Origin of the sequence: Alteromonas sp. 38 (genome assembly GCF_902506055.1) — a bacterium.
GTDB lineage: Bacteria > Pseudomonadota > Gammaproteobacteria > Enterobacterales > Alteromonadaceae > Alteromonas > Alteromonas lipotrueae.
Genome location: NZ_LR733300.1, coordinates 2,212,365 through 2,237,938 on the forward strand (window position 1 = coordinate 2,212,365; position 25,574 = coordinate 2,237,938).

Below are 25,574 nucleotides of genomic sequence, written 5' to 3' on the forward strand. Positions count from 1 at the left end.
AAGCTGTTTCCCAAATACTTATAAAACTATTCTTTCGCCAGTTTCAGTAAGCCGATAAAAGTTACCCTTTTCAATCAGTAAAGCCTCAGAATGTTTTGTTGGAAAGCTTCCTCGATAATCATTGGGGTGCTTCACGTCTATAGCAAACACGCGGCCATTAAATTGCTTATTTACCTTAAACTGCAAGGTATGGCCCACCGTTATTGAGCGAGCATCAAATTTATCTAATGTTTGCTGTATAGATGTATTGCTGGCGTCACCTTTGAAATACCCTCGATACCACGCCAGTCCAGTCTCGGTTGAAATTAACGATTCAGTTGCCTTGTCAGCCACGCCTGGGAAATACATTTGTCGGTAATAAGCTTTAGACCTGTTGTTTATCTGTTGCAAACTTAAATCAAGGTTCGCGATATCTTCATGAATACCGCCATGTACAAACAAATGGCCATTAATTTTTTCAATGGTATTTTTACTGGCAAGCCAGCGCCCTATGTACGAATTGTGGCTGAATAAATCGGCTTGGCTTTTGCCAATTAAGCCCGCAATGGGGATATACTTATTGGCCGCCGATTTAAAATTGCCTTGAAGGTTTTTAAGCTCGTGATTGCCAATAATATAGTGCACCACCCCTCCCGCTTTTTGGGCTTCTTGTTCTAGCTTATAAATGAACCAAAGCAATTGGGTAGTAGAAAATCCTCTGTCTACCATGTCGCCCACTAGCACTAAATGGCCTTCACCAAATTGCCATTCAAGGTTTTCATTTATAACGTTATGGGTAATAAGGAAATCACGAAAGGTTTTATAATTCCCTTCTAAGTCGGACATTGCCAAAATAGGCGCAGTGCTTTCATACACCGACGGCGTTTTGGTATTCAATGTGTTCAATGGCTTTAAATTGAAGGTAAACGTGGCATCTTCTAAAGCAAAATATACCTCAAGGGGCACTGCTGTTTGGTCTGTTAAAGGCACGTAGCGTTTTTCAATGAAGAAGTTTTCTTCTCGGCTTCCGCGGATGTAATTAATTTCAACGCCAGTACCTTGAAGATTAGTACCTACAATATCAACACCTAAATTATCAGAGCTTGTAACATCAGAGCCTAACTGTGTTTCATCGTTAAAAAATATGAAGGGCCCTTCCCCGCCTACTTTATAAGCCAATGGAGCGTCTCCGATATCGATAGAGCCATGCTGGCTTATTAAGACACCCACACCAACAATAGCCAACACAAAAGAAACAAGTAGAAAATGCCCGACTGATTTCGCTATACGTTTCGCTGCGCGCTTAAGCATACTGATAGCCAACAGCAAACCGTTTAAGCAAAGCCAGAATGCGATAGGTTAATAGGCTAATCGCGTAGGCACTTACCAAGGCAACCGGCGTTATCCATAAGCCTGTAATAGTAGCGTCGCTATTTGCCAATATAGGGTTACTTAAAAAGCCAATAGCAACTGAATTTCCCTCAGCTTCTACCCAAAAGGCAATGCCGTTGGGCAGCAATAAGTTTGCAAATGCCAATACGATTAGTGCCAAACCCGTACCATAACCAAAAGCCAACATGCCCCAATACAAAGTTTTAGACAGGCCTTTAGTGACCGACGTTAAAGGCCGAAACCCTTCTGGTGGGGGTGTACCTTGTTGAATATGACTCACGTAATTTTCGGCCAGTACTCTTGGCGCACCAAGCCCAGCCAAGATGCTTTCAATATTGGCTTCTTTTCCTGCCATTTCCTGTTGATCGATAACATCATAAATATGAGATTCAATTTCTTGAATGACTTCTGCTGCATCTTCAGAACTTAACGAGGCCAAGTAACGACTAAAGCTTTTCAGGTAGTTGCTAATTTGTTCCCTTCCACTCATTTCATTATCCTTTTCTTTTTCCAGTTTCTTTCACGTTGTCTGCACCGTTACCTTCGCCGATAGCTGAATCTGCTAGCAGCGATTCCATATCGACTACCGAACGCTTCCAGCGTGCGCGCAGAATATGTAACCGTTCAAGACCACTTTCGGTAAGCGAGTAATATTTTCGTGGGCGTACTTCACCCTCTTGATGCCATTTCGCATTCAGTACCCCTTCGCGCTTCAGCCTATCGAGCAATGGGTAAAGCGTGCCTTCACTAATCACCATGGTTTCAAAACCATGCAGGTAATTAAGTATCGCCAGCCCGTATTTTTCTTCGCCCGCGACCGCGGCAAGTATGGCCAACTCTAAGGTGCCTTTTCGAAGTTGCGCATCCCACTTCGCGCTTTGATTTGAAGCTTCTGTCATGACCTTCCAGCTAGGTTAAGCTTATTACTATGTAATACATAGTATAATTTATAGCATAGTGATTAAGAAAAATACACTTTTCTCTTTTAGCGGAGCGTTTTGGTGGTTTTGATCAATTAGCGAAGTACGCTAATCTACTTTGTTGTTTAGTTTGTATTTAATTTGGGGGAATTAGGGGGTAATCTGGATTTATTCACCAAAGGAAAATGTGCCCACATGGAATATATCTATTTAGTAGCATTGCTTATATTTCTGTTTACTTTTTTTATGTTCCGCTCACCACGCCTAAATAATCCGGAGCATGTATTGCAAGACGTTGGTGATGAAGTGTTAATTCTTCATACTCCCTTGGCAAGACTGTGGCCGTCTCAGGGTAAGCGAATTAATAAACAAAGCGCAGCGCGTATTCAACATGCCGACAACATTATTACGGTATTTAATCATAGTTCAAATGCCATCGATATCACCCTATCACAAAGACATACTGCTCTTGTGTTTGACCGAGCTTGCCTGTTATTTCCAAATGCTGAGAGAGTCTCTATTTAGTGGTTATCAACTATATTTTGTCGTTCCCAACGTCAGTGACACAAACACTTGTAGAGATATAGAATAAAACTATTATAAAAATTGAAATCTACCCTGCCCCACCCATGCTAAGGAAATTAAGATGCTGTCAAATTTACGTTCTAGATTTGCACCGATCATGTACATGCAAATTTGGGAGCATCGATTAAAAGTCACTGATACCGCAAAGCGCACGTCCTTTGATGATTACCCCGTTGTAGTCATAAAGACGACCGACAAAGGTCAGAAACTAATATCGGGAATTGGTAAAGAAGCGAGTAAAAATCTTCAACAGGATGAAATTGCCGTAAACCCTTTCTCACACCCCAGAGTACTTTTTTCTGATTTCTATGTAGGCGAAAAGCTACTACAACACGCTTTTAAGCACTTAAGTACTAACCAAATATTACGGCCCAGACCTAAGGTCATTATCCATCCTATGGAAAAAACCGAAGGTGGTCTCACTATGATTGAAAAGCGAGCTTTTAAAGAGTTAGCTATTGGTGCAGGCGCAATAGCAGTAAAGATTCATTCTGGCTCCCCGTTAAATTTTGAAACAGTAAATTTTGATGAACTTGAAGATGACGATAAGCCTACAATTCAAAATATTTCACCGGCTTCAACGTCGGCTAGCTATGGTATCTTTGCCATTTATCTTGCAATATTAATCTTAGCTGTTTGGTACTTAGGCAAGTAAAACAGTTTGAAAGGCCTTGAGTATTAAAATGTCTGAATATTTAGATACATCGAAAATTAGAAAGGAACGCTAGCCCATGAATTAGTGCATGTGCGGCAGATAGAAAATGCCAGCTTAGATAAAATAATAACGCAGCATTATTCTGATTTAGCAGCGTACGGTTACGATAATGCGCCGTTAGAAGTAGAAGCTTTTGAAGCGAATAAAAAATATAGCGCCGACTGGTAGTAATAGGGTTAGTGTAAGTTCGGTGTCATCGTCTACGTCATTTTGCTATTTAAAGAGGCATGTTTTCATTATTACCGTTATCAGCAAAACAAATGCAGTTACTACAAGGTGAGTTCGTTATTTACGGCATGCCCAAACGGTAGAATTAATATTGCAGGCTTAAGAAGTCGGAAATACCCATTCTAGCCGCTGCCATCATGTCGAAAATTTCGCGAAAATGATAAGCTTTAAAAAAACACCTAATAGGTTTTCAATTTTTAGCTATAGCAGCAAAAAAAAGGCACAACTATTTATACATTATATTGGGATAAAGGCGGCGCGAATATGGCTACCCACGCCATTTTTGAAGAGCTTGGCGTTTCTTATGAGTTAATAGAAATAGACTTAGCTAAAAACATGCAAAAATCGCCTGAATATTTAGCCATTAACCCAAACGGTAAAGTGCCTACGTTGGTGCATGAAGGGCGAGTTATTTATGAATCTGCCGCAATATTACTGTATGTGATAGATCAGTACCCAGAATCTGGACTAGCGCCTGATATACACTCTCCTGCACGCGGCTTGTACTATCAATACTTATTTTGGATGTCTTCTACGCTGCAAGAGGCCGCCAACCGCTGGGCGCACCCTGAACAATACGTTAGCGGCGACAGCAATTTGCAGCAAGTAAAAGATAACGCGAATGATATGCTCACCCATTGCTGGGGCGTACTTGAAAAAGTGCTCACCAATAATGGACCATGGCTAGTAGGTGAGCAACTTACTGCTGCCGACTTCCACTTGTTCATGGTTGCCTACTGGAGCCGTCGGTATGCCAGTAAAGCTCAAGACTGGCCGCATTTAAATGCGCACTATCAAACCATGCTAAGCCGTAACGCGGTGAAAAACATGATGGCACAAGAAGGATTGGATTAGGGCTCTTAATAAAGATATATTCATAGCGCTTAAGGAATAACTGCCCAACCTCAAGTGTTAGAGGTTAGTAGTCTGACGTTAGTACATTCAGTCCTATTGTTTGCTAGAGGAGCTCATCATGAAAGTCTCTGTTGAAATAGTAAATGCATTTATTGACGGTGACTCTGGTGGAAACCCCGCCGGTGTAGTTTTAGATGCGAACCCCTTAACGGCACAGCAGAAGCTTATAGTGGCGCAAAAAGTGGGGCTTTCTGAAACCGCCTTTGTTTCAAACTCAGAAGTTGCCACTATAAAGCTGGAGTTTTTCACCCCCGTACAGCAAATAGCGCATTGCGGTCATGCCACCATAGCGACGTTTAGCAGAATGAGTGAGCTTGGCCTAGTACAAAATGGTCGGATGTCGAAAGAGACGGTAGATGGAACCAGAGAAATAATCATTGATGGTTCAATGGCATTTATGGAGCAATCACGGCCAATCTACACGGATGTGTTAAACACCGAAGAAGTGCGCGCTGCGCTTAATCTTTCAAGCGACGTACCGCTTCATTCAATATCAATTGTGAATACGGGGAATGCCTTTTTACTTGTTCCCCTTCACAATGCAGCTTCGGTAGCTGGAGTACAACCGAATCAAAATCTCATCAAAAAAATGAGCGAACAATATGACCTAATAGGTTTCTATGTTTTTTCAAGTGAAGCCACTGTGCGCGGGCGTCATGCTGGCGCTAGAATGTTTGCCCCACGCTATGGAATTGACGAAGAATCTGCTACTGGTATGGCTGCTGGCCCTTTAGCTTGCTATCTCTATGATCGAGAGGGTATAGACAAAACTACTCTGTTCATTGAACAAGGCCATTTAATGAATCCCCCATCAGGCAGCCTGATAACCGTTGATTTACAGTTGGTTGATGGCTGCATTACTCGTTTAATGGCTGGCGGCGTTGGCCGCTCACTTCAACAGATTGAAATGGAAATTTAGCATGTGCCTGACACTTCTCAAAAGGCGCTGTGCATACATTACGCGAACCAACACTTATGTTGTCAGCTCTTTTCTTTCAAAGTGTCTTCCATTAGATTTTTAGCTGCTATACAGCTCGCTAATGTACTTATAACGAAAGTCATCTCCCTCGCATTCTCTATACCTGCAACCAAGTACCAAACACAAAACATAATGGCGCTTAAAACAAAATGCGTTACAACAAATTTTAAATATAGCGTTCTCATAGAAATTCCAAATAAGGGCCAAAGGGCTGGGGACCTAGGGAATTAGTGTCGACATCATTTTGAGCTATTGGATTTGTTGTTTGTACTGAACTGAATGATAGTTATGCAAAGTTACAAGTGCTATTGGAATGTCTAAAACCCGCTATGAAAGTACTGAAATTATATTTTCAAACTAATGCCGCAATCTCGTTTAAGTTTGGTACTGTATTGCCCATCTCCTGAATTTAGTGCTTTCATCGATTAACTCCCATGCTTTCATTTATCACCAGTACCTTAGTGCCCGTTTTAATCCTTCTTTTAATGGGTTGGGTATTTTTTCGCATCCGTTGGTTAAACGAAGCCTTTATCGAGTCGGGTTCAAAACTCGTATTTAATGTTGCCTTACCAGCGCTGCTTTTTTTATCTATTAGTCAGTCGAATTTTTCTAATGCTGCTAATTTTACCCTTATCACTATTGGAATAAGTGGTTCGGTATTAATGTGCGCGGTATTAATGCTATTGGTGCATTGCACCGTGAACCCACAAAATGCACGCGGTGTGGTAGTGCAAGGCGGTTTTAGGGCCAATATGGGCATTATTGGCTTAGCATATTGCGCGAATACTTACGGACAAGAAGGTTTAGCAGCCGCATCCGTTTATATGGGCTGCATTACTATTTTGTACAATGTTATGTCAGTATTTGTACTTAACTTCTATCAGGTGGGTTTTACGGCGCCAATGAATCAAATTAAAGGTATTGCTCGAAATCCGCTTATTATTTCGATTGTTGCAGCTTTACCGTTTTCTTATTTTCAATGGTCGTTGCCCGAGGTTGCCTTAAAAACAGGGGAATACTTTGCCCAGCTTACCCTTCCCTTAGCACTTATTTGTACCGGCGCATCGCTGCAGTTCCGCTCATTTTCTAGCGACTGGTACAACATCGCATTAGCCACAGTTAGTAAGTGCATTGTTTACCCCGCCTTACTGGTAGGTATTGCCTATTTTTTTGGTTTCAGAGGCATGGAGCTAGGCATAGTATTATTGCTGTCTATCGCGCCGACAGCCGCAGCCAGTTATGTGATGGTAAGGAACTTAGGTGGCGATCACCGCTTGGCTGCAAGTATTATTGCCCTAAGCACATTGGTGTCGTTACCTGTTACCGCCATCGGTTTTGGGGCTTTGGCCATGCTAGGCCTCGTTTAAAAACTAACTGAGCTTTAAAAACTCCGCTATACACTTGTTTACACTTTTGTGGTTGGCAACTATTCGATTTTGAACCACAATGAGTTTAGTTATCTTTCATTACCTGAGTTCGATTGCTTTAATTCGAACGTTAGGGCTAAGCGATTAGATTCGATGGCTTGCCGTTAATAGCTAAAATTCAGTAACTAGCATTTAATTGCGTGGAAAAATTATCATGAAAATTGTTCGGTTAACCCTTGGTGGCATTCTATTTATCGGCGGGATTGTGTTAACCCTTTTGCCAGGGTCGATTCTGTTGGTGATAGGTGGTTTAGTATTACTAAGCTACGATTGGCCTCGTGCACGAGGATGGCTAAAAATAAGCCAGAACATGATGACGTCAAGCGCTAGAAAAATAGACCGCGTATTGTTAATGCGTAAATTTCGCTAACTCATTACTACGTAATTTACACGTTTATCCCCCTGTCATCGCACATCGTAAACCATTAATCTGAAGTTTCAGTATAACCTCCATCGTCATGTTATTTTATACGCTAAATTCGTAACGCGTATAAAAACCAACGACGCGTTATATAACACCTTATAAAATCAAAAAACCTTTCATTTATTCAAACAGGCAACGTGAGATATTCGACTGACCATCGACACTTACGACAATGGAGACAAGATCATGATTACGTTTACCGTTAACGGTGAAACACGTGAATTTGCGGGCGATCCTACCACTCCCGTACTGTGGTACTTACGTGACGAATTACATCTAACTGGCCCTAAATTTGGCTGCGGCATGGCACAATGTGGTGCTTGCACAGTACACATTAATGGCGTAGCACAGCGCTCTTGCGTACTGCCTGTTTCTGCTATTTCAGGCAGCAAAATAACGACCATTGAAGGGTTAAGTAAAGACGGTGAACATCCCGTTCAACAAGCATGGGTTGAACATAAGGTACCTCAATGCGGTTACTGTCAGTGCGGCCAAATGATGCAAGCGGCCAGTTTATTAGCGAGTAACCCTACCCCAAGCGATGAAGAAATTGTGCAAGGTATGTCTGGCAATATCTGCCGCTGCGGTACTTATCCCCGTATTCACAAAGCCATAAAGTCAGCGGCCAAAACCATGGCCGGTGTGGAGTATTATGTGCCTGAGTCTGCGGGAGAAGAAGCATGAGCAAGTATTTTGATTTAACTCGTCGCAGCTTTTTAAAGTCATCGGCTACCGCTGGCGCACTCGTGTTAGGCACTTACTTCATGGGAGCGGCGCCCCGCGCTATGGCAGGCGTACTAGCAAAACCCTCTGAGTCAGCCAAAATGGCTAACTTGTTTGTAGCACTTCGCCCTGATGGCGTTGTTGAGATTACATGTCACCGCTCTGAAATGGGCCAACAAATTCGTACCGCATTGGCGCAAATTGTGGCCGATGAGATGGAAGCCTCGTGGGACAAAGTCGTGGTTATCCAAGGTAAAGGTGATCCGAAATACGGCGATCAAAATACCGATGGTTCACGCAGTATTCGTTATAACATGCAGCGTCTTCGTGAAATGGGCGCAAGCGTGCGCCACCTTATGCAGCAAGCCGCGGCCACACGTTGGGATGTGCCTTTCGACTCATGCAGTGCAGTGCAACATGTGGTCACCCATACCTCGGGTAAAACTCTTACCTATGCAGAACTGGTAAACGATGCATTAAAAATTACTCCGCCAGAATTAGATCGCATTACATTAAAAGCGCGCAGCGAGTGGCGTTACATTAATACCGCCATGGCGCATATCGACCTAAAAGACATTGTAACTGGCAAAGCGACTTTTGCGGCTGACGTACTTGAGCCAAAAGCCTTAGTTGCCGTGGTAGTTCGCCCACCTGTTGTTGGCGGAAAAGTAAAAAGCTTTGATGCAAAAGCAGTTAAAGCCATTGATGGCGTTGTAGATGTTGTGGAAATTCCGGCGGCGAAAGGCGCACCACAGTTTCAACCTAAAGGCGGCATCGCCATTATTGCTAACAATACCTGGGCTGCCATAAAAGGACGTCGTGCTCTTACAGTAAGCTGGAATGACGGTAAAAATGGTGATTATAATTCTGCGGCCTTTAAAGCAAGCTTGCTAGAAACAGTATCGAAACCACAAAAGTCGGTACGCGCAGAAGGTGATGCAGCCAATGTGCTCGCCAGTGCAAGTGACAAACTGGTTGCCGATTATTATGTGCCGCACTTAGCGCAAGCGCCAATGGAGCCACCTTGCGCCACGGCAATGTATTATAAAGACCGCGTTGATGTGTGGGCTGCCACGCAGAACCCTCAAGCCGATATGGAAACCGTGGGTGCCATGATTGGTATGCCAAAAGAGAAAATTAACGTGCACGTCACCATGCTAGGCGGTGGTTTTGGGCGTAAGTCTAAGCCCGACTTTTCTGCTGAAGCGGCCTACCTTTCAATGAAAACAGGTAAGCCTATTCGCGTGCAGTGGACACGTGAAGACGACATTCAGCATGGTTTCTACCATGCAGTGTCAGCTCAGCACATTGAAGCTTCTTTAGATGAAAATGGCGGTATTAATGCTTACTTGCACCGTACGGCTTTTTCACCCATTGCGTCTACCTTCCAACAAGATGCTACCGCGCCGTTTAGCTTTGAACTTGGCCTAGGCTTTACTGATAACCCAATCAATACCCCTAATATTAAACTTGAAAGTGGTGAAGCACCTGCAAAAGCGCGTATAGGGTGGATGCGTTCGGTGTCTAATATCTTTCATGCATTCGCTATTCAGTCCTTCATTGGTGAAGCGGCACACAAAGCGGGTCGCGATCAAAAAGACTACCTACTTGAAACCATTGGCCCCGATCGTATTATCGATGTAACTGAACAAAATGCAGAGTACGGTAACTACGGTGCCGACAAAGATGCCTATCCACTCGATATTGGTCGCCTACGCAAAGCCATCGAGAAAGTGGCAGATATGAGTGGCTGGGGTCGAGCACTACCAAAAGGCCGAGGGCTTGGTATTGCAGCCCATAGAAGCTTCTTAACCTATGTAGCTACTGTGGTGGAAGTAGAAGTGTCAGATGCAGGCGATCTCAAAATTATCAAATCGTGGGCCAGCATTGATGCGGGTACTGTGGTAAACACCGACACCGTGAAAAATCAGGTACAAGGTGGCTCTGTCTTTGGTATTACTGCCGCCATTAGTGAGGGTATTACCTTTGATAAAGGCCGTGCTCAACAAAGTAATTTTCATGACTACCGCGTACCGCGTATGAGTGATGCGCCGTTAGAAATTGACGTTGAGATTATACCCAGTGATGCACCACCAGCAGGCGTGGGTGAACCAGCCACACCGGTTTATGCCCCAGCCTTGTGTAACGCTATTTTTGCGGCGTGTGGCAAGCGCATTAGGCAGTTACCTATTGGAAACCAGTTAAAAGCTTAAGGCTGCGTTACGCTGACAGTGTGATAAAAGTGCTTAGAAAAAGCCGCTTAGATTGAAAAATCTATGCGGCTTTTTAATGTTGAGGCTTTTATAAATAGCGCTTCTGCTAGATTGGCTTATTTGGCAGTTTACCCGGTATGTGTAAACTGCCTGTAAGCTAGTTAACGTCGCTATTTAAAATCTCTAGCTAGCCATGCTTTTCAGCAAGGTATAACCAAGTTTCAACGACGGTATCTGGGTTAAGCGATACTGAATCGATACCTTCTTCTACCAACCAAGCAGCGAAATCTTCGTGATCTGATGGGCCTTGACCACAAATCCCGACGTACTTTCCACGTTTCTTAGCCGCTTGAATAGCCATTGATAGCAAGGCTTTCACGGCGGGATCTCGTTCGTCAAACAAGTGAGCAATAACGCCACTGTCGCGGTCTAGCCCAAGGGTTAACTGAGTTAAATCGTTCGAACCAATCGAGAAGCCATCAAAAATATCTAAAAACTGATCGGCAAGTAATGCATTAGAGGGTAGTTCACACATCATAATAACGCGTAAACCGTCTTCGCCTTTCTTAAGCCCCTGCTCTTCTAGTAGTTCGATAACCTTACGGCCTTCTTCGAGAGTACGTACGAAGGGGATCATGATCTCAACATTGGTTAAGCCCATGTTGTTACGAACCCGTTTAATGGCTTCACACTCTAAGGCAAAACAGTCGCGGAAATCTTCCGAGATATAACGACTCGCACCACGGAAACCGAGCATTGGGTTTTCTTCATCTGGCTCGTACTGATAGCCGCCAACTAAGTTGTAGTATTCGTTAGACTTAAAGTCAGACATACGAACAATGACTTTTTCAGGCGAGAACGCAGCACCAATGGTAGAAATACCTTCAACCAATTTTTCAATGTAGAATTCAGTTGGTGAGTCGTAACCGGCAATCATATCGCCAATTTCTTCTTTAAGCTCAGCAGGCTGGCTATCGAAGTTAAGTAACGCTTTAGGATGCACACCAATCATACGGTTAATAATGAATTCTAAGCGAGCAAGGCCAACACCTGCATTAGGCAAACGCGCAAAATCAAAGGCGCGGTCTGGGTTACCCACGTTCATCATTACTTTTAGTGGTAAGTCAGGCATAGAGTCGATACGTGAGGTCACTACGTCAAACTCTAGCTCTGCACCATAGATATAACCTGTATCACCTTCTGCGCAAGATACGGTAATTTTATCGCCATTCTCGATACTGTCAGTGGCGTTACCACACCCTACTACTGCAGGAATGCCTAGCTCACGAGCAATAATCGCTGCGTGACATGTACGACCGCCTCGGTTAGTGACAATGGCAGACGCCTTTTTCATGATAGGTTCCCAATCTGGGTCTGTCATGTCGGTAACCAGTACATCGCCAGCTTGAATCTTGTCCATCTCTTCAATAGAGCCAAGTACTTTCGCCACGCCTGCACCAATTTTATGCCCAATAGCGCGGCCTTCACACACGATATTACTTTGACCTTTAAGTTGGAAACGCTCAATACTTTGAGAATCTTCACGACTTCGAACCGTTTCAGGGCGCGCTTGAACAATATACAACTTACCATCTACGCCATCTTTGGCCCATTCGATATCCATCGGGCGATCGTAGTGCTTTTCAATAATTTGCGCCTGCTTCGCCAGCTCCATCACTTCTTCGTCGTTCAGTGAGAAAGCTTTACTTTCAGCGCTGTCGATATCAACGATAGACACTTGCTTGCCATGCGCCTCATCGTCTGAGTAAATCATTTTAACTAGCTTGCTGCCTAGGTTACGGCGAACAATGGCTGGAAGCCCTTTATCAAGGGTTGGTTTGTGTACGTAAAATTCATCTGGGTTTACCGCACCCTGCACAACCATTTCACCCAGGCCGTATGAACTCGTAATAAATACTACGTCTTCAAAGCCCGACTCTGTGTCGATAGTGAACATCACGCCCGACGATGAAATATCGCTTCGAACCATGCGCTGAATACCAGCAGACAATGCGACACCTTTATGGTCGTAACCTTGGTGAACACGATACGAAATAGCACGGTCGTTAAATAGCGAGGCGAATACGTGTTTAATGGCTACTAATACAGACTCGTAACCTTTCACGTTAAGGAAGGTTTCTTGCTGACCGGCAAACGACGCATCTGGCATGTCTTCTGCGGTAGCTGATGAACGAACTGCAAATGATGCTTCGTCGCCTGCATCACCCTGCAATTTTACAAACGCTTCTTTAATGGCGTCTTCTAGTGCAGGTTGAAACGGCGTCTCGATGATCCATTGACGAATATCTTTGCCGGCTTCGTTAAGCGCACTAATATCTTCAACATCGAGTGTATCGAGTACGTTATGAATTTTTGCTTCTAGACCACTTTGCTCTAGAAATTCATTAAAAGCCTCTGCAGTTGTGGCGAAACCTCCCGGTACTTGTACACCGGCGTTAGCTAGGTTAGAAATCATCTCGCCTAAAGATGCATTTTTGCCGCCAACGCGACCTACATCATGCATGCCCAGTTCTTGATACCAAAGTACGAATTCTTTCACTGCCGAAGCCTCCAGCTTATTTTTGAGTAGGGTATAAGCAATGGCGGGCCACATGCCCAACATTGGTAAAATACGTGTCGACTGCGTATATCCAAACGCGCTTAATGCTTATTAATATTAACGAGTACCAAGTAAAGCAGACTTGCGTTACATCAAGTCATCATTAATAACCATATAGCTTTTCGACGAAATCATCTTAGAATGGGGGAAATCGGAAAGTAAACTCTTTATTACTTTTGTAATAAAATTACGACAATGTTAAGGATTTGTTGTGCGCACAGCTTTTTATATTTCAGATGGTACCGCCATTACAGCAGAGGTGTTTGGCCACGCCCTGCTGTCTTTGTTCCCTGTTGAATTCAATCACAATACCATCCCTTTTGTTGAAACTGAGGAAGAAGCCAACAAGGTTTTGGATAAAATATCTGAAAGTTTTCAAGACACAGGAGAAAGGCCGCTCGTTTTTTATACAATTGTGAATGTAGATGTTCGCAAGATAATTTCAAAATCTGTGGGTATTAACTACAATTTCCTCGATCAGTTCGTGGCCCCGCTGGAAAAAGTGCTTGGTGTGCCCTCAAAACCCGAAAAACATCGTACTCATAGCATTCATGAAACCACGTATGACATTCGTATTGAGGCGGTTAACTATGCCTTAGCCAACGATGACGGTTCTAACCTGAAAGATTACGACGAAGCCGACATTATTTTAGTGGGTGTCTCGCGCTCGGGTAAAACCCCTACCAGTTTATACTTAGCCCTGCAGTTTGGTATTAAAGCGGCAAACTACCCGTTTACCGAAGATGACATGGGCGACATGCTTAGGTTACCTACAGCCCTTCGCCGCTATAAAAATAAACTTTTTGGCTTAACTATACAGCCAGAACGGTTGCATCAAATTCGTTCTGAGCGTAAAGCGAATAGCCGCTATGCGTCATTACAGCAGTGTAGAATGGAATTACGAGAAGTTGAGAACTTGTATCGAAAAGAAAAAATTCCGTTCTTAAACAGTACCAAATATTCAATAGAAGAGATTTCAGCGAAAATATTGGCGGAAACAGGGTTAAAACGTAGAAAATATTAAGCAACGGCAAAAATGCGTAGAGGCCAGTCAAATCTTTGGCTGGCCTATTTACCGCTAATTTATAAACAGGTTTCTAATCGAGTATCAACTTGTGCATTTAACACAGGTTAATCTAGAGATGTTTAGCGTCCAACAGTGTTTGCAGTGCCATAGGCAAAAGTTTACGTGTTTTCGCGGTAATAGCGGCTTCGTTCTTTTGCCACTTTATACCTAGGTAATTTACAAATAACCGCCAACGGGGTTAGCACAACAACAAAGGTAGCGCATAGGCCCACCGGCACAAACAATCCTTTCACCTTAAAAACGTTAGCTAACTTAATTCCCACAGCTGCATAGAATAAGCTGATGAAAACAATACCGATTCCGCCAAAAGATACCCAGCCTAGGTTCATAAACAGTGTCATTGCGCCAATGGCAATTAAGCCACCAAGGTAATACAACACATGGGTGAAATCGAACTTGGCAGTGGTACTCGTTTGCTGATTCAAAAACGCGATCAACTGTTCAGATGAAAGAATATTGGCGCTTACTGCGTCTTTAAGATGTTGCTTGGTGACGTTCAATCTGCACACCTTGACAGCGAGTTACCGTACAGTCATTTTTCTAAATAACATGACGCCCATAAGCAGTAAGCAAAAAACCTGAAGTGAACCGCCACTATAGCCTTCTCTATGTTCTACTTTCGCAATCTTTTCTTCTTTTACTCTGGTTTTAAATCGAGCAAGTTCAGCATCTAAGTTTGTAGACATATCGTCAACGGCTATACCAAACCCTTCTAAAGATTTTTCGGCCAACGAATCGTCAATACCTACAGCGGTGGTACGCTTCTCAAGCTTACTTACACCTGGCGCTCTGAACAGCATCTTTTTACTTTTGATATCGAAAACTGCAGTATCCACAAAGGTCTGTACCGTGTTTTCATTCCCTGGAATAACGTACATTCCTACAATGGTCCAATACAATAACGCCGCGTTATTTTCGAGTGACTGAGTAACTTGGTCGTAAGACACTAACGCCATTACATCAACATCATATAACCTTCCTACTTGCTCTAACGTTGAAAAACCTTCTCCCCCGCTTAAGTACTCACTAGGAATGATTTCAATGCGATCGATATACTCGTACTGAAGGAAAGACTGCTTAACATTTTCTAGAAGCTCGACTTGGTCTTTACCATGCAGGCCATCTCGGCGCCAATTGCTTGAAGGAACAAACGCAAGTCCCACCTTTACCGGTAATTGTAGCGTGGGAATTTCAGGCTGGTGCTTAACCCGGCTTTCTTCATCGGGGTAAAGGAAATCCATTAAACTGCTAGATTGAGCTTGTTTACCTGTGTTGTTACTAACTATTGCACTGCATGCTGCGAGTGAAAAGAGTGCCGTGAGTAACATTGCCCCAGACATGGTTTTTAGTATTCTTGTTGTCATCGACAATCCTTTTTACTGCTATTGAAAGGTTACGAAATTAAATGGTATTTATCGTTTAAGGCGTTAACCGTAATACTTCAAATTACCCAAAATTTATATTTATTACTATATAAGGCACCAGCTAGCCATAATGTGGCTTTGTGTAGGTATGAGCGCAGGCTTAGTTTACACATCAACGTTGTATTTTAAATCTGACGCCTCATCACCGGTAATACCACGAAAACCCCATTGGTATTTTTCCTGTTCTTTAATCGTTATCTCAATGTCTACCGTGCTAATTCCCAATTGAGACTCGATTGCTTTAAAAAGCCCTTTAATCAGTGCTTTTTGGGTGTCGGGCTTACGCCCTTTCATCACGTTAATTTCAATAACGGTATAGCTATCTGTTCTGCCACCAGGATAGAAAAAGTCTTCTTTGGCAAGCGGAATAAAGCGATGAGCGCGTTTGTCTTCCGGCATACCCAAAACAGATTGCATACAACGGTGGATCACATCAGACAACTGGCTTTTAATTGGGTTTAAGTGCTTATCAATTCCATAGATCACTACCACAACGTTTTCCTTTATAAATTATGTTCAACGCGCGTAAAGAGAAAGTACTAAAGCTTTTTGTCCTGAATTTTTTTGAGTAAATTCGCATGACGGGTTTTATAAGCGCCGTTTTCAACATTTTCAGCCGTACTTTTCTTTATCGCGAGCGCTCTCATTTCTAATGCTTTTTGTAAATCTCCACTAGCTTCAAACCCATCGGCTAAGCTGTCGTAGGCATCCGCTTTATAAGGGTAGCTGTCGACATTGCTTTGAAATATCGTAATAGCCGATGAATAATCTTTTTCAGATAATGCTTTGTATCCCACACTGTTAATGGCGCGATAACTGGGCTTAATTTCATAACCGTACATTTCAGACTGTGCTTTATAAAACTGCTTAATTGCTGGCATCCCGCCACTTAACACTTCTTTTGATGGCTGCAGCGACGTGTAAAGATTTTGGTAAGCCAACGAATGCCCAGCAAGCGCAGTGGTATTGTGGCTTTCTGAGGTATCTAAATCTGTATTGTAGCTAAATCCCTTTCGCTTATGCGTGTTTAGCAATTCGTGGTAGCGCTGGTAAGCGCTCAGCATATCGCCGCCTTCGCTGCCCATATTGATATACAAGTAGTTGTTTAATTCAGAAGTATCGGAAAAGAAGGTTTCGGCATCGTCAAAGATAACCTGTTCTTGCCACCATAAGCTTGGGCTAAAGGCAAAATGGGCTTGGAACAAATGGGGTCTAGACTGCAAGGCATACACCGACAATAGCCCACCTAACGAATGCCCTGATATTATTTTGTAGTTGTTGGCGCGATAGTTTTCGCTAATGTATGGCACGAGCTCTTTCTCGATAAAATCTAGGAAATTGTCGGCACCACCTGATATTCCCCACTCGTTATAATTCTCATCATAAGTTGGGGTAAAGTCTCTTGAGCGATGGGTATTTGCGATACCAACTACTATCATTTCTTGCGCCATATTAGATTGATTGAGCAAGTCTAATGTACCTACTGCATGGCTGAAATTTCGTTGACCATCAAGTAAATAGAGTACAGGATAACGTAACTTAGTCGGCTGGTGATAATTATTGGGTAAGTGTATGAACAACTCACGCTCTTCATCGAGTATTTCAGAATGAATATTTAGGTACGTAGTTTCTCCACGTACTTTTGAGTACGAGTGTAAAGGCACCAAAATAAGTAAAAATACTGCAATCGTAATGACCGGTCTGAACACAACATATTCCTTTATTTTTTTAGTTTTAGTCCGTGGTTAACTTTTAATCTTACCCGCTCAATGCCAACAAGAAAAGGACACGTTATTTACGCCAAAATAGCATTGATGAAATGTTGACCTTGTTCGCTAAAAAGCCAAATAAACGCAAAGTAATTTAGCGTCACCGTAGCCCAATAAACTCGCTTAAATGAAACTTTAGCCGACTTGTGTCTTAATTTTCGTTGGGCAAGATACGCCCCAGGCCAACCACCAAGTAAACTTAAAAGATGAAGACGAGTTTCTGGTACACGCCATTTTCCTTTGCGAGCGGCCGATTTATCAAAAGCATACATGGCAAAAGTTATCGTGCTGATAGTAATGTAAAGGTATACCACTTCTACAGGTAATAAATTCAGAAAAGCCGCTGCTATTAAGGCGGTGCAAAAGGTAAGAGTGATAAGTACGCCGAATTTGCTTACAGCCATCTTCGAACCGTTTTCATATATTCTGTATAGCTGGCGCCAAATTTATCCGTTAGAAATGCCTCTTCGGGTATTATCTGGTACTTATTCATGTACCACACAAAAAGCAGAATAAAGACAACATTAACGGGGTTGGCCGTGTAAAGCCCAATACCCACCAAACACAACAACATACCTACATACATGGGGTTCCTACTGTACTGATACACACCTGAAGTCACTAAACTAACAACACGTTCGGTTTTGATAGGATGTACCGAGGTTTTGTGTTTTTTGAACGAAACGACACCTATAACCGCTATTCCAACACCCAACAATAGAAATAGAATTAGCGTCTCAAACTTGTATTGATATTCAACACTTACACCCCGAGCGACTTTGGTCGTCACCACCATAAAAAAGGCTGACAGTAAAAAGACGGCAACTGGCGGGATTTTTTGCTCAAGCTTCATCGTGCTTCCTTGTGACCAATACGTAATTTGAAAGCTGCCGAGCAAGTAGATAAGCTATACCCATCGACTCGCTCTTACCAATATTCAACGTTACTTTTCATCGAAACTGACCGGTTCAACACCTTTATTTTTAGGTCGAATAACAACAGTTCCAGCCATTTTGTCATGCCATCCTTGTTTTTTGGTATCCCATAACACCCATAAAAAGCCTAAGCCTAGGGGGAATATAGAAACGTAATATCCTATATAGCGAATTATAGACTGGCGTATTGTGGGCGCACTTCCCGTTTTAGCATGAACCACCTTAACGTTAAGCACCATTTTGCCTGGCGTCGCCGATTTATATACCCAAAATAATATTGTGGCTATTAGCGGTAGAACGTAGCTAATCAGGACATCAACTAAACCTACAACAGAGTCCTCAGCAGTCCAATATCCCTTGCCATAAATTAGATGCAGTAGTGGAAAAGTAATCGCTAATAAAAGTAATGTATCAATAATTGATGCGCCAAATCTAATCCCAAAACCTGCATACACATACGCTTCTTCGTATTCTTTTTTATATTCAGCGCCAGTATCTGAGGAGGTTGTACTATTCATTATATCTCCATTTTTAATCAATCAACCGTGCTTAAGTACGATATTGGATTTAAATAATACGCCTTCTTAGCACCTTGAGTCGATTCATCAGCCAACCAAAAATAGGGAAACAACGAAACAATACTATAATGCAGATGAGGCGCTTTACCTTGGGCATTGCCTGTTGAACCAACCGTACCGATTTTTGAACCATTGGAAACAAGTGTAATGCCGTCAATATCTATTGAATCAAGATGCGCATAATAATGCAGCCGCCACTTAGGCCCTAAGGCAAGTATGATATTGCCGCCTTTTGGCTTCTGACCTTGATAGATAATAAGTTGATGCGTGGATGACAGCACCGACGTGCCCTTTTGAGCAAAGATATCGATACCTTTGTGGACCCCTGAAGTGCCCCAGGGTTCATACCAAAAAGTGTCTTTGTTCCAATCAGCGGCACTGGCGTTATCTACGGGAGTAGTTCGCGGTTCTGGTATAACAAAGCCAAGTAGTACAACGACGCATAGCCCTAACAAAATCCATCTCATCATTAAACCTTATGAACCCAGTAGTTGGAAGGCGTTGTGGTGCGTTAAGGTCTATACTCGACCTTCCATTTACTCACAGTCGCACACTCGGCTCTATTAACAATCGAAAAAGCGGTGAGTTAGTTTTTACCGCAGCACTTCTTAAATTTAACTTCACTACCGCAGTGACAAGGACTGTTGCGACCAATCTTTGGTGCCGAACGGGTTATTGGGCTTTTGGGCGGGCAGCAGCTTGTGTTTGTACAACCTTTACTAGATTCTTCAAAGGTACTTGCTGCATGCTTATTTGTATTATCAGTCATCACTACGCTAATTTTAACGCTATAAAACTTAGACTTTATCAAATTTGCTAAAAATACGCATTTAGATATGAGCCTGCACTATCTTAGAATGCTCGACCCATTTTTATCATTCCACATCGTTACTGATTGTAAGCGTATGAAAATACTAGCTTACAGTTTATATGCTTTAACATTTTATTGACCGAGGAAGGAACATCAACAATGTTGTTGTCTTTACTACTAAGCACCGACAAATAAATATCGCAATTGGCAAGTGCGACTTGTTGGCGCTCGAAAAAAATCATCAATGGGTCAAAGATATCTTCGGTAAGTGGAATTATTCCCACATAACAATTTTTATCTTCAACATAGCGAGTAGATGAATTCGCCACTTCTCGTTCTAACGTGTGAGCTTGTAATTTATTGAGCGATAGAAACCTAAAACTAACCTCTACATTCATTTAAATTCCTGAGATTACCGTTGGCTTATAATACTAAGCCAACTAAAAATGGCATTGAGCCTATTAAGGTGAGACTCAAAGCCTACCCTCTGCACGCTTAAAATAAAACAAGATTTCACACAATGTACCCGGGTTATAAGACAGCTTATGAGGCGGCTTATGAGCTAAAATCTAAAAATAGCGATAGCAGACTAAGCCTTTATTTTTCGCTTTACGCTATTCACCTTTACACAAAATCATTTAGCCATCGCTTTTTGTTGCAAATTTGTTTTACAAAGCGTGCTAGTCACTCCAAAATATAACGCTAAAATATATGTACTCCCCAATACATAAAAACAACAACGACAAGAGCAAACTTATGTTTTCAACTAAACGCACTATCGTCGCAGCGCTAGTTAGCATTACGCTAATAGGTTGCGGTGAAGCTACTACTAAAACTGAAACCACACCAGCGGCACCTACCGCGCAAGATGCGCAAGAATTCCTTATTAATGCGCAAAACGACATTAGTAAAATGCAGGTGCCAGCCGCACATGCCGAGTGGAGTTACGCCACTAACATCAATTTTGATACCGCCGCAGTCAGTGCCTATTTTAATGAAGTACTGTCCAGCAAAGTAGCGGTATTAGCCAAAGAAGCGGCTAAATTTAACGATGTTGAAGTAGATGAAAATACCCGTCGTCAACTCAATTTGCTCAAAAACGGGCTTACCATGCCACCTCCGTCAGAACCTGCGAAAGCAGAGCAACTTGCTAAAATTGGTTCTGAGCTTAGTGCAATGTATGGTTCTGGTCAGTACTGCATGGAAGATGGCACCTGTAAAAGCTTGGTAGAAATGAGCAGTGAAATGGCGACTGTTCGCGATGCCGACACCTTACTAGAGTACTGGAAAGGTTGGCGTGAAGTGTCTGTGCCTATGAAGCCGCTTTATGAACAACAGGTCAATTTGGCTAACGAAGGCGCTGCTGAATTAGGCTTTCAAAACGTTAGCGAACTATGGCGCGGTAAATACGATATGCCAGCCGACGACTTCCCGAAAGAACTTGATAGGTTGTGGGGACAAGTTGCGCCTTTCTACGAATCGTTGCACTGTCACGTTCGTGCTAAGTTGGGTGAGCATTATGGTGAAGAATTAGTACCTCAAGACCAACCTATTCCAGCGCACTTGTTAGGCAATATGTGGGCGCAAACGTGGGGCAATGTTTACGATATCGTGAAGCCTGAACAAGAGATGACGGTGCCAGACGTGACATCATCACTTGTTGCGCAGGACTATGATGAAATAAAAATGGTGAAACAGGCTGAGTCTTTCTTTTCTTCACTGGGCTTTGCGCCGCTGCCTGATACGTTTTGGGAGCGTTCTATGTTCCAAAAACCTGAAGGTCGAGACGCACAGTGTCACGCTTCAGCCTGGGACTTAGACGACAAAGACGATTTACGTATAAAAATGTGTATCCAAAAAACGGGGGAAGAGTTTAATGTTATTCACCATGAACTGGGTCACAACTATTATCAGCGTGCCTATAAAGACCAACCTTTATTGTACCGTGGTTCAGCTAACGATGGCTTCCATGAAGCGATTGGCGACACCATTGCCTTGTCGATCACGCCAAAGTACCTCAAAGAAATTGGTTTGATTGACGAAATTCCAGACGCGTCTAACGACATAGGCATGCTAATGCAGGTGGCGCTAGATAAGATTGCCTTTATTCCATTTGGCCTGATGGTCGATCAGTGGCGCTGGAAAGTCATGGCAGGTGAAGTATCACCTGAGCAATACAATACACTTTGGTGGGAATTAAGAGAAAAATACCAAGGCGTAAAAGCACCGGTAGACAGACCTGCTGATGCGTTTGACCCAGGTGCTAAATACCATGTTCCCGCTAATGTGCCCTACACGCGCTATTTCTTAGCACATATTTTGCAATTCCAATTCCACAAAGCGTTATGTGATATTGCGGGTGATGAAGGCCCACTTAATCGCTGTTCTATTTATAACAGTGAAGAAGCAGGTACAGCACTAAACGCCATGCTTGAAATGGGCATGAGCCAGCCATGGCAAAAGGCGTTAGAAACCCTCACTGGCTCGCCTGAAATGGATGCAAGTACCATTGCTGACTACTTTGCACCGTTAAAATCATGGTTAGATGAGCAAAATGCTACGCGTCAGTGTGGCTGGTAATGTTTTAGCCAACTAAATGATTTAATAGTAGAACCTCGTTAATCGGGGTTCTTTTTTATCTGCGCTTGTATCTCGTAAATGCAAAATTAATACTTATGTCCCATTTTTACTAGGTTAACCCTAGTATATCGTAACGCTTGTTCCCAATTCCCGAGCGTATTTATGAAGTTTGTAGTGGTAAGATTTCTGGTTACCGCCACTATGCTATTACCTATTGTTTTTTCTTTAGCTGCCACATCTCGTGCCGCTGACTTCCCCCTGCCCGTGTTTAAAAGCTTTTCAATCGAAGAAGGCTTATCGCAGGTATCGGTTTTAGATATCGCAGAAGATAACAACGGCTATATTTGGCTGGCGACACAGTCGGGGATCGACAGGTTTGATGGGAACGAATTTAAGCATCTCGGTAAATGGCAAGAGACTGAGTCTGACGGGCTTTACGCTGCAACTACCTTTCAAATTGAGGCTTCGTTAGACAAAGAATACTTGTGGGTGGGTACTATTGGTGGGGTAAGCAAGTTTCATATCGAAACGACAACGTTCGAACACTTCCCCATAACTGTATCCAGCAAAATAAAAGCCGGCTCAATCAAACGAATAAAGATTGATAAGAATGGCAACGTTTGGGTTATTAGCGGCCGTGCGCTTTATCGTTTTTCATCACTTTCAAACAAACTGGTTCAAGTTGCTGTTTTAGATAACATAACCAGTACGTTAACCGACATCGTTTTTGATAGAAACAGTCACGTTTGGCTTAGTTCAACATCAGGGCTATACAAGCTTAATACGGCTTTCAATACCTTAGAGCTTCAGCAACTGGCGGACACAAACTTAACATTGATGGCATTAACTGCTGACGAGAGCTTGTGGATTGGCACAGGCGCTAACGGTCTTTGCCGTTACCCCTTATTTGCGAAAAACGATTTTTCCGAGTCTACTTGTTTTGATGAAAGCAACGGCCTTTCATCTAATGATGTGCTGAATGTTTTATTTCAGCGTAATGGTAATATTTGGGTTGCTACGGGCGGCGGAGTAAATATTATTCCGGCTAAAGACACATCAGAGATTGTGTCGTTATCGGTCTCTCAATCGAAACTCGCCAATAATTACATTACCGCGCTATATCAAACAGAAGCTGGTGCCATTATAGCTGGGTCTCGCGACAATGGGTTTTCTATTCACAACCCTGTGCTGGCCAACTTTTCAACTAGCGCAGCTATTGGCAATAATATCTCTGGTATTGCGGCACATTCAGATACCTCAGTGTGGCTTGCTACTGAAGAAAACCTTTGGCATTACAATTATCATTCTGGCAAGGTTCGCGGCCCCTATACCTCAACACTCGAGTCTGAAGGCAAATCATCTTCAAACAAGCTTTTAACCGTGCATTACGATAAACCGTCAGACTCAGTTTGGCTATCGACTCGCGCGGGGCTAGCAAAACTAAATACCACCACCGAACAAGTAGATTTGGTGGCCTTGGAGGGCAAGGCCGGCTATACCCTTAATGTAGATGCAGACGGTGATGTTTGGTACGGCGGCTATAGCGACGGTGTTTTTGTGTATCGCCCTTCCGAAAATCGAGTTATTCGCCAATGGCCTATTTCGCTAACCACTCGCATTGTATTTGAAGATAACGAGAGCGCATGGCTGGCCAGCATATCGGGTTTATACTTTGCCAATAAATTTACGGGTGAAATCCGTAATATTGGTGAAAGTAGCAGTAATTTTCCTAAAGATGCGGTGGTGACGTGGGTTTCTCGTTCTATTCGTGGCGGCTATTGGATTGGCACACAGTCAAACGGCATCTATTTTATGGTGCTTGGAGATGACGAAGTATCTTCAGTATCATTTAACCAAATAGAAGCAGACAGCTACTTAAGCAACATCTCGATTGGCGCTATTGTTGAAGATCAAGAAAACGCACTCTGGATCTCAACAACCGTCGGCATTGCACATATCGATTCTACCTTATCGTCGGTTTCTTATTTTGGGGCACAAAATGGTGTTAGTGAAGCTGGTTACTACATAGGCGCTGCCGTAAAAACCGTTGACGACACTATTTTCATGGGCAGCCCACAGGGTCTCACTCGCTTCAAGCCAAGTGATATCAAACAACAGCCTTGGTCGCCTAAGGTCAATATCTCGCATATTGAAATTATTAATGAACAAAGCAGTGATTCGAAAGACCTCTTCCCGAATACCAATATCGAAGAATTAATCCTTAGCTCAGACAATGTTTCATTTTCTGTAGAATTCGCGGCGCTCGATTTTACTCGTGCAAATGAAGTAAGTTACGCCTACCTATTATCAGGGTTTGATAATAAATGGCGTTTTACCGACCATCGCCGCCGCGGAGTAACCTACACCAATTTGGCCCCTGGGAATTACACCCTCACTATTCGAGCGATGAATAAAGAAAAAGTATGGAGCCCAAATGAAGCCAAGCTGAAAATCAGTATTGTCCCCCCTTGGTGGGACAAACCCATCTGGCGAAGTGCCATTATCGTTTCGGCTTTTCTACTGTTAACGCTACTTGTGTGGTGGCGTATTCGAACCCTTAAAAACCGTTCGGTTGTGCTTGCAAAAATGGTCGAAGAAAAAACCAAAGATCTTGAAGACGTAGTAGATAAACTAACGTTGCTATCAAGCCAAGACTCGTTAACCGGATTGAAAAATAGGCGCTATTTTACAAGCAGAGCGCTCGAGGCTTGGGACAGTTACGAGCGTTATGCACAGGCATTTTCTTTGCTTATTGTAGATATTGATTGGTTTAAACAAATTAACGACACTTACGGTCACCATGTAGGCGATCTTATATTGGTTAAGGTGGCAGAACTGCTACGCACGAGTTTGAGAAATTCCGACGTTATTTGTCGTTGGGGTGGCGAAGAGTTTCTTATTCTATTGCCTGAGCTTAATGCGCATGAATGCTACTGGGTAGGTGAGAAATTAAGAAAAGCGGTTGAGAAAACCTCATTTCACTGCGAAGGACATGATGTGAAAGTGACTATCACCGCGGGGATAGCTGATATTCGTGAAAGCGATAGCGTAGAGCAATGCATTCACGCAGCTGATAAAAAACTCTACAAAGGTAAAGCCCAGGGACGCAATGCTGTTGTTAAATAGCCTTATGTTAACCTGCTGATTTAGCCGCTGCTTTACCTATTATGTAAACCACTCTTCTCCCGAGTGTAATTAATTTATGCCTTAACGCCGACCAGCGCAGTATGATGAAACTCATCGTACTGTGTGATCGAAATCCCCTCCCAC

At 42.9% G+C, this 25,574-nt stretch carries 25 protein-coding genes and 1 pseudogene; 12 read left to right on the plus strand and 14 right to left on the minus strand.

The genetic code is table 11. From position 1 onward, the window contains the following. Positions 1-18: 18 nt before the first annotated feature. Genes FLAVO9R_RS09580 through FLAVO9R_RS09590 form a run of 3 tightly spaced genes read right to left on the minus strand, consistent with a single transcriptional unit; the run spans position 19 to position 2,270 of the window. On the minus strand, positions 19-1,290 hold the full coding sequence (locus FLAVO9R_RS09580; RefSeq protein WP_201299256.1) for a metallophosphoesterase: 1,272 nt from the start codon (positions 1,288-1,290) through the stop codon (positions 19-21). Further along, positions 1,283-1,861: an HAAS signaling domain-containing protein gene (locus FLAVO9R_RS09585; RefSeq protein WP_159530795.1), complete on the minus strand. Its 579-nt coding sequence runs from the start codon at positions 1,859-1,861 to the stop codon at positions 1,283-1,285. Before FLAVO9R_RS09585 ends, FLAVO9R_RS09580 begins: the two co-directional genes overlap by 8 nt. 4 nt (positions 1,862-1,865) lie before the next feature. Further along, positions 1,866-2,270, minus strand: coding sequence for a PadR family transcriptional regulator (locus tag FLAVO9R_RS09590; RefSeq protein ID WP_159530797.1), 405 nt, complete (start codon positions 2,268-2,270; stop codon positions 1,866-1,868). 216 nt (positions 2,271-2,486) lie between these two features. Here FLAVO9R_RS09590 and FLAVO9R_RS09595 point away from each other — a divergent pair, with 216 nt between their 5' ends. From FLAVO9R_RS09595 to FLAVO9R_RS09635, 9 genes are all read left to right on the plus strand, one after another. Continuing rightward, the gene (locus FLAVO9R_RS09595; RefSeq protein ID WP_159530799.1) at positions 2,487-2,816 is read left to right on the plus strand and encodes a hypothetical protein; all 330 of its coding nucleotides are present in this window, start codon (positions 2,487-2,489) and stop codon (positions 2,814-2,816) included. A gap of 121 nt (positions 2,817-2,937) precedes the next feature. Then, positions 2,938-3,531: a rod shape-determining protein gene (locus tag FLAVO9R_RS09600; RefSeq protein ID WP_013784416.1), complete on the plus strand. Its 594-nt coding sequence runs from the start codon at positions 2,938-2,940 to the stop codon at positions 3,529-3,531. Between the two features lie 90 nt (positions 3,532-3,621). Continuing rightward, positions 3,622-3,759 carry a hypothetical protein gene (locus tag FLAVO9R_RS09605; protein ID WP_158306767.1) on the plus strand — a complete coding sequence of 46 codons (138 nt, stop codon included), beginning with the start codon at positions 3,622-3,624 and terminating at the stop codon, positions 3,757-3,759. Between the two features lie 324 nt (positions 3,760-4,083). Beyond that, a complete protein-coding gene (locus FLAVO9R_RS09610; RefSeq protein WP_201299257.1) occupies positions 4,084-4,674 on the plus strand; it encodes a glutathione S-transferase family protein in 591 nt (196 codons plus the stop codon). A gap of 118 nt (positions 4,675-4,792) precedes the next feature. Next, positions 4,793-5,653: a PhzF family phenazine biosynthesis protein gene (locus FLAVO9R_RS09615; protein WP_126872200.1), complete on the plus strand. Its 861-nt coding sequence runs from the start codon at positions 4,793-4,795 to the stop codon at positions 5,651-5,653. A 494-nt stretch (positions 5,654-6,147) separates the two neighbouring features. After that, the gene (locus FLAVO9R_RS09620) at positions 6,148-7,080 is read left to right on the plus strand and encodes an AEC family transporter (protein WP_126872198.1); all 933 of its coding nucleotides are present in this window, start codon (positions 6,148-6,150) and stop codon (positions 7,078-7,080) included. Positions 7,081-7,294: 214 nt separating this feature from the next. Then, a complete protein-coding gene (locus tag FLAVO9R_RS09625) occupies positions 7,295-7,510 on the plus strand; it encodes a tellurium resistance protein TerC (RefSeq protein ID WP_126872197.1) in 216 nt (71 codons plus the stop codon). Positions 7,511-7,750: 240 nt separating this feature from the next. Then, positions 7,751-8,248: a (2Fe-2S)-binding protein gene (locus tag FLAVO9R_RS09630; RefSeq protein WP_159530801.1), complete on the plus strand. Its 498-nt coding sequence runs from the start codon at positions 7,751-7,753 to the stop codon at positions 8,246-8,248. Further along, positions 8,245-10,500, plus strand: coding sequence for a xanthine dehydrogenase family protein molybdopterin-binding subunit (locus tag FLAVO9R_RS09635; RefSeq protein WP_126872195.1), 2,256 nt, complete (start codon positions 8,245-8,247; stop codon positions 10,498-10,500). Before FLAVO9R_RS09630 ends, FLAVO9R_RS09635 begins: the two co-directional genes overlap by 4 nt. 187 nt (positions 10,501-10,687) lie before the next feature. Here FLAVO9R_RS09635 and ppsA read toward each other — a convergent pair whose 3' ends face one another. After that, positions 10,688-13,060, minus strand: coding sequence for a phosphoenolpyruvate synthase (gene ppsA, locus FLAVO9R_RS09640; RefSeq protein ID WP_159534544.1), 2,373 nt, complete (start codon positions 13,058-13,060; stop codon positions 10,688-10,690). Positions 13,061-13,331: 271 nt separating this feature from the next. Between ppsA and ppsR the strand changes: the two genes are divergently transcribed. Next, positions 13,332-14,144, plus strand: coding sequence for a posphoenolpyruvate synthetase regulatory kinase/phosphorylase PpsR (ppsR, locus tag FLAVO9R_RS09645; protein WP_159530803.1), 813 nt, complete (start codon positions 13,332-13,334; stop codon positions 14,142-14,144). Positions 14,145-14,371: 227 nt separating this feature from the next. On the opposite strand, the pseudogene FLAVO9R_RS09650 reads toward ppsR, so the two are convergent. From FLAVO9R_RS09650 to FLAVO9R_RS09695, 10 genes and pseudogenes are all read right to left on the minus strand, one after another. Beyond that, positions 14,372-14,707, minus strand: a pseudogene (locus tag FLAVO9R_RS09650) (DUF2157 domain-containing protein); the annotation flags it as partial. Positions 14,708-14,728: 21 nt separating this feature from the next. Next, a complete protein-coding gene (rhlP, locus tag FLAVO9R_RS09655) occupies positions 14,729-15,571 on the minus strand; it encodes a rhombotarget lipoprotein (RefSeq protein WP_159530805.1) in 843 nt (280 codons plus the stop codon). Positions 15,572-15,736: 165 nt separating this feature from the next. Continuing rightward, positions 15,737-16,123 (minus strand): tautomerase family protein, encoded by a 387-nt coding sequence (locus FLAVO9R_RS09660; protein ID WP_159530807.1) that lies wholly within the window; start codon positions 16,121-16,123, stop codon positions 15,737-15,739. Positions 16,124-16,170: 47 nt separating this feature from the next. After that, positions 16,171-17,340, minus strand: a complete 1,170-nt coding sequence (locus FLAVO9R_RS09665; protein ID WP_159530809.1) for an alpha/beta hydrolase-fold protein — start codon at positions 17,338-17,340, stop codon at positions 16,171-16,173. Between the two features lie 86 nt (positions 17,341-17,426). After that, entirely contained in the window at positions 17,427-17,804 is a 378-nt protein-coding gene (locus tag FLAVO9R_RS09670) for a DUF1294 domain-containing protein (RefSeq protein ID WP_159530811.1), read from the minus strand. Further along, positions 17,795-18,253, minus strand: a complete 459-nt coding sequence (locus tag FLAVO9R_RS09675; RefSeq protein ID WP_159530813.1) for a methyltransferase family protein — start codon at positions 18,251-18,253, stop codon at positions 17,795-17,797. Before FLAVO9R_RS09675 ends, FLAVO9R_RS09670 begins: the two co-directional genes overlap by 10 nt. A 90-nt stretch (positions 18,254-18,343) precedes the next feature. Beyond that, complete coding sequence (locus FLAVO9R_RS09680) at positions 18,344-18,853, minus strand: RDD family protein (protein WP_159530815.1); 510 nt, start codon at positions 18,851-18,853, stop codon at positions 18,344-18,346. A gap of 17 nt (positions 18,854-18,870) precedes the next feature. Then, positions 18,871-19,380 (minus strand): M23 family metallopeptidase, encoded by a 510-nt coding sequence (locus tag FLAVO9R_RS09685; protein WP_159530817.1) that lies wholly within the window; start codon positions 19,378-19,380, stop codon positions 18,871-18,873. A gap of 119 nt (positions 19,381-19,499) precedes the next feature. Next, positions 19,500-19,682 carry an SEC-C metal-binding domain-containing protein gene (locus tag FLAVO9R_RS20575; RefSeq protein ID WP_159530819.1) on the minus strand — a complete coding sequence of 61 codons (183 nt, stop codon included), beginning with the start codon at positions 19,680-19,682 and terminating at the stop codon, positions 19,500-19,502. A 119-nt stretch (positions 19,683-19,801) separates the two neighbouring features. Continuing rightward, positions 19,802-20,122: a hypothetical protein gene (locus tag FLAVO9R_RS09695; RefSeq protein WP_159530820.1), complete on the minus strand. Its 321-nt coding sequence runs from the start codon at positions 20,120-20,122 to the stop codon at positions 19,802-19,804. A gap of 358 nt (positions 20,123-20,480) precedes the next feature. Here FLAVO9R_RS09695 and FLAVO9R_RS09700 point away from each other — a divergent pair, with 358 nt between their 5' ends. Together FLAVO9R_RS09700 and FLAVO9R_RS09705 are read left to right on the plus strand one after the other, a co-directional pair. After that, positions 20,481-22,304, plus strand: coding sequence for a M2 family metallopeptidase (locus tag FLAVO9R_RS09700; protein ID WP_159530822.1), 1,824 nt, complete (start codon positions 20,481-20,483; stop codon positions 22,302-22,304). Between the two features lie 162 nt (positions 22,305-22,466). After that, positions 22,467-25,430, plus strand: a complete 2,964-nt coding sequence (locus FLAVO9R_RS09705; RefSeq protein WP_159530824.1) for a ligand-binding sensor domain-containing diguanylate cyclase — start codon at positions 22,467-22,469, stop codon at positions 25,428-25,430. Positions 25,431-25,574 lie beyond the last annotated feature (144 nt).

Bases quoted from the DNA above. Each gene is read 5' to 3' on its own strand.
- FLAVO9R_RS09700 (WP_159530822.1), top strand. From the start codon at position 20,481: ATGTTTTCAACTAAACGCACTATCGTCGCAGCGCTAGTTAGCATTACG.
- FLAVO9R_RS09685 (WP_159530817.1), bottom strand. From the start codon at position 19,380: ATGAGATGGATTTTGTTAGGGCTATGCGTCGTTGTACTACTTGGCTTT.
- FLAVO9R_RS09670 (WP_159530811.1), bottom strand. From the start codon at position 17,804: ATGGCTGTAAGCAAATTCGGCGTACTTATCACTCTTACCTTTTGCACC.
- FLAVO9R_RS09615 (WP_126872200.1), top strand. From the start codon at position 4,793: ATGAAAGTCTCTGTTGAAATAGTAAATGCATTTATTGACGGTGACTCT.
- FLAVO9R_RS09630 (WP_159530801.1), top strand. From the start codon at position 7,751: ATGATTACGTTTACCGTTAACGGTGAAACACGTGAATTTGCGGGCGAT.
- FLAVO9R_RS09580 (WP_201299256.1), bottom strand. From the start codon at position 1,290: ATGCTTAAGCGCGCAGCGAAACGTATAGCGAAATCAGTCGGGCATTTT.
- FLAVO9R_RS09600 (WP_013784416.1), top strand. From the start codon at position 2,938: ATGCTGTCAAATTTACGTTCTAGATTTGCACCGATCATGTACATGCAA.
- FLAVO9R_RS09590 (WP_159530797.1), bottom strand. From the start codon at position 2,270: ATGACAGAAGCTTCAAATCAAAGCGCGAAGTGGGATGCGCAACTTCGA.
- FLAVO9R_RS09635 (WP_126872195.1), top strand. From the start codon at position 8,245: ATGAGCAAGTATTTTGATTTAACTCGTCGCAGCTTTTTAAAGTCATCG.
- FLAVO9R_RS09625 (WP_126872197.1), top strand. From the start codon at position 7,295: ATGAAAATTGTTCGGTTAACCCTTGGTGGCATTCTATTTATCGGCGGG.
- FLAVO9R_RS09610 (WP_201299257.1), top strand. From the start codon at position 4,084: ATGGCTACCCACGCCATTTTTGAAGAGCTTGGCGTTTCTTATGAGTTA.
- FLAVO9R_RS09680 (WP_159530815.1), bottom strand. From the start codon at position 18,853: ATGAATAGTACAACCTCCTCAGATACTGGCGCTGAATATAAAAAAGAA.
- FLAVO9R_RS09695 (WP_159530820.1), bottom strand. From the start codon at position 20,122: ATGAATGTAGAGGTTAGTTTTAGGTTTCTATCGCTCAATAAATTACAA.
- FLAVO9R_RS09675 (WP_159530813.1), bottom strand. From the start codon at position 18,253: ATGAAGCTTGAGCAAAAAATCCCGCCAGTTGCCGTCTTTTTACTGTCA.
- FLAVO9R_RS20575 (WP_159530819.1), bottom strand. From the start codon at position 19,682: ATGACTGATAATACAAATAAGCATGCAGCAAGTACCTTTGAAGAATCT.
- FLAVO9R_RS09585 (WP_159530795.1), bottom strand. From the start codon at position 1,861: ATGAGTGGAAGGGAACAAATTAGCAACTACCTGAAAAGCTTTAGTCGT.
- FLAVO9R_RS09595 (WP_159530799.1), top strand. From the start codon at position 2,487: ATGGAATATATCTATTTAGTAGCATTGCTTATATTTCTGTTTACTTTT.
- FLAVO9R_RS09620 (WP_126872198.1), top strand. From the start codon at position 6,148: ATGCTTTCATTTATCACCAGTACCTTAGTGCCCGTTTTAATCCTTCTT.
- FLAVO9R_RS09705 (WP_159530824.1), top strand. From the start codon at position 22,467: ATGAAGTTTGTAGTGGTAAGATTTCTGGTTACCGCCACTATGCTATTA.
- rhlP (WP_159530805.1), bottom strand. From the start codon at position 15,571: ATGACAACAAGAATACTAAAAACCATGTCTGGGGCAATGTTACTCACG.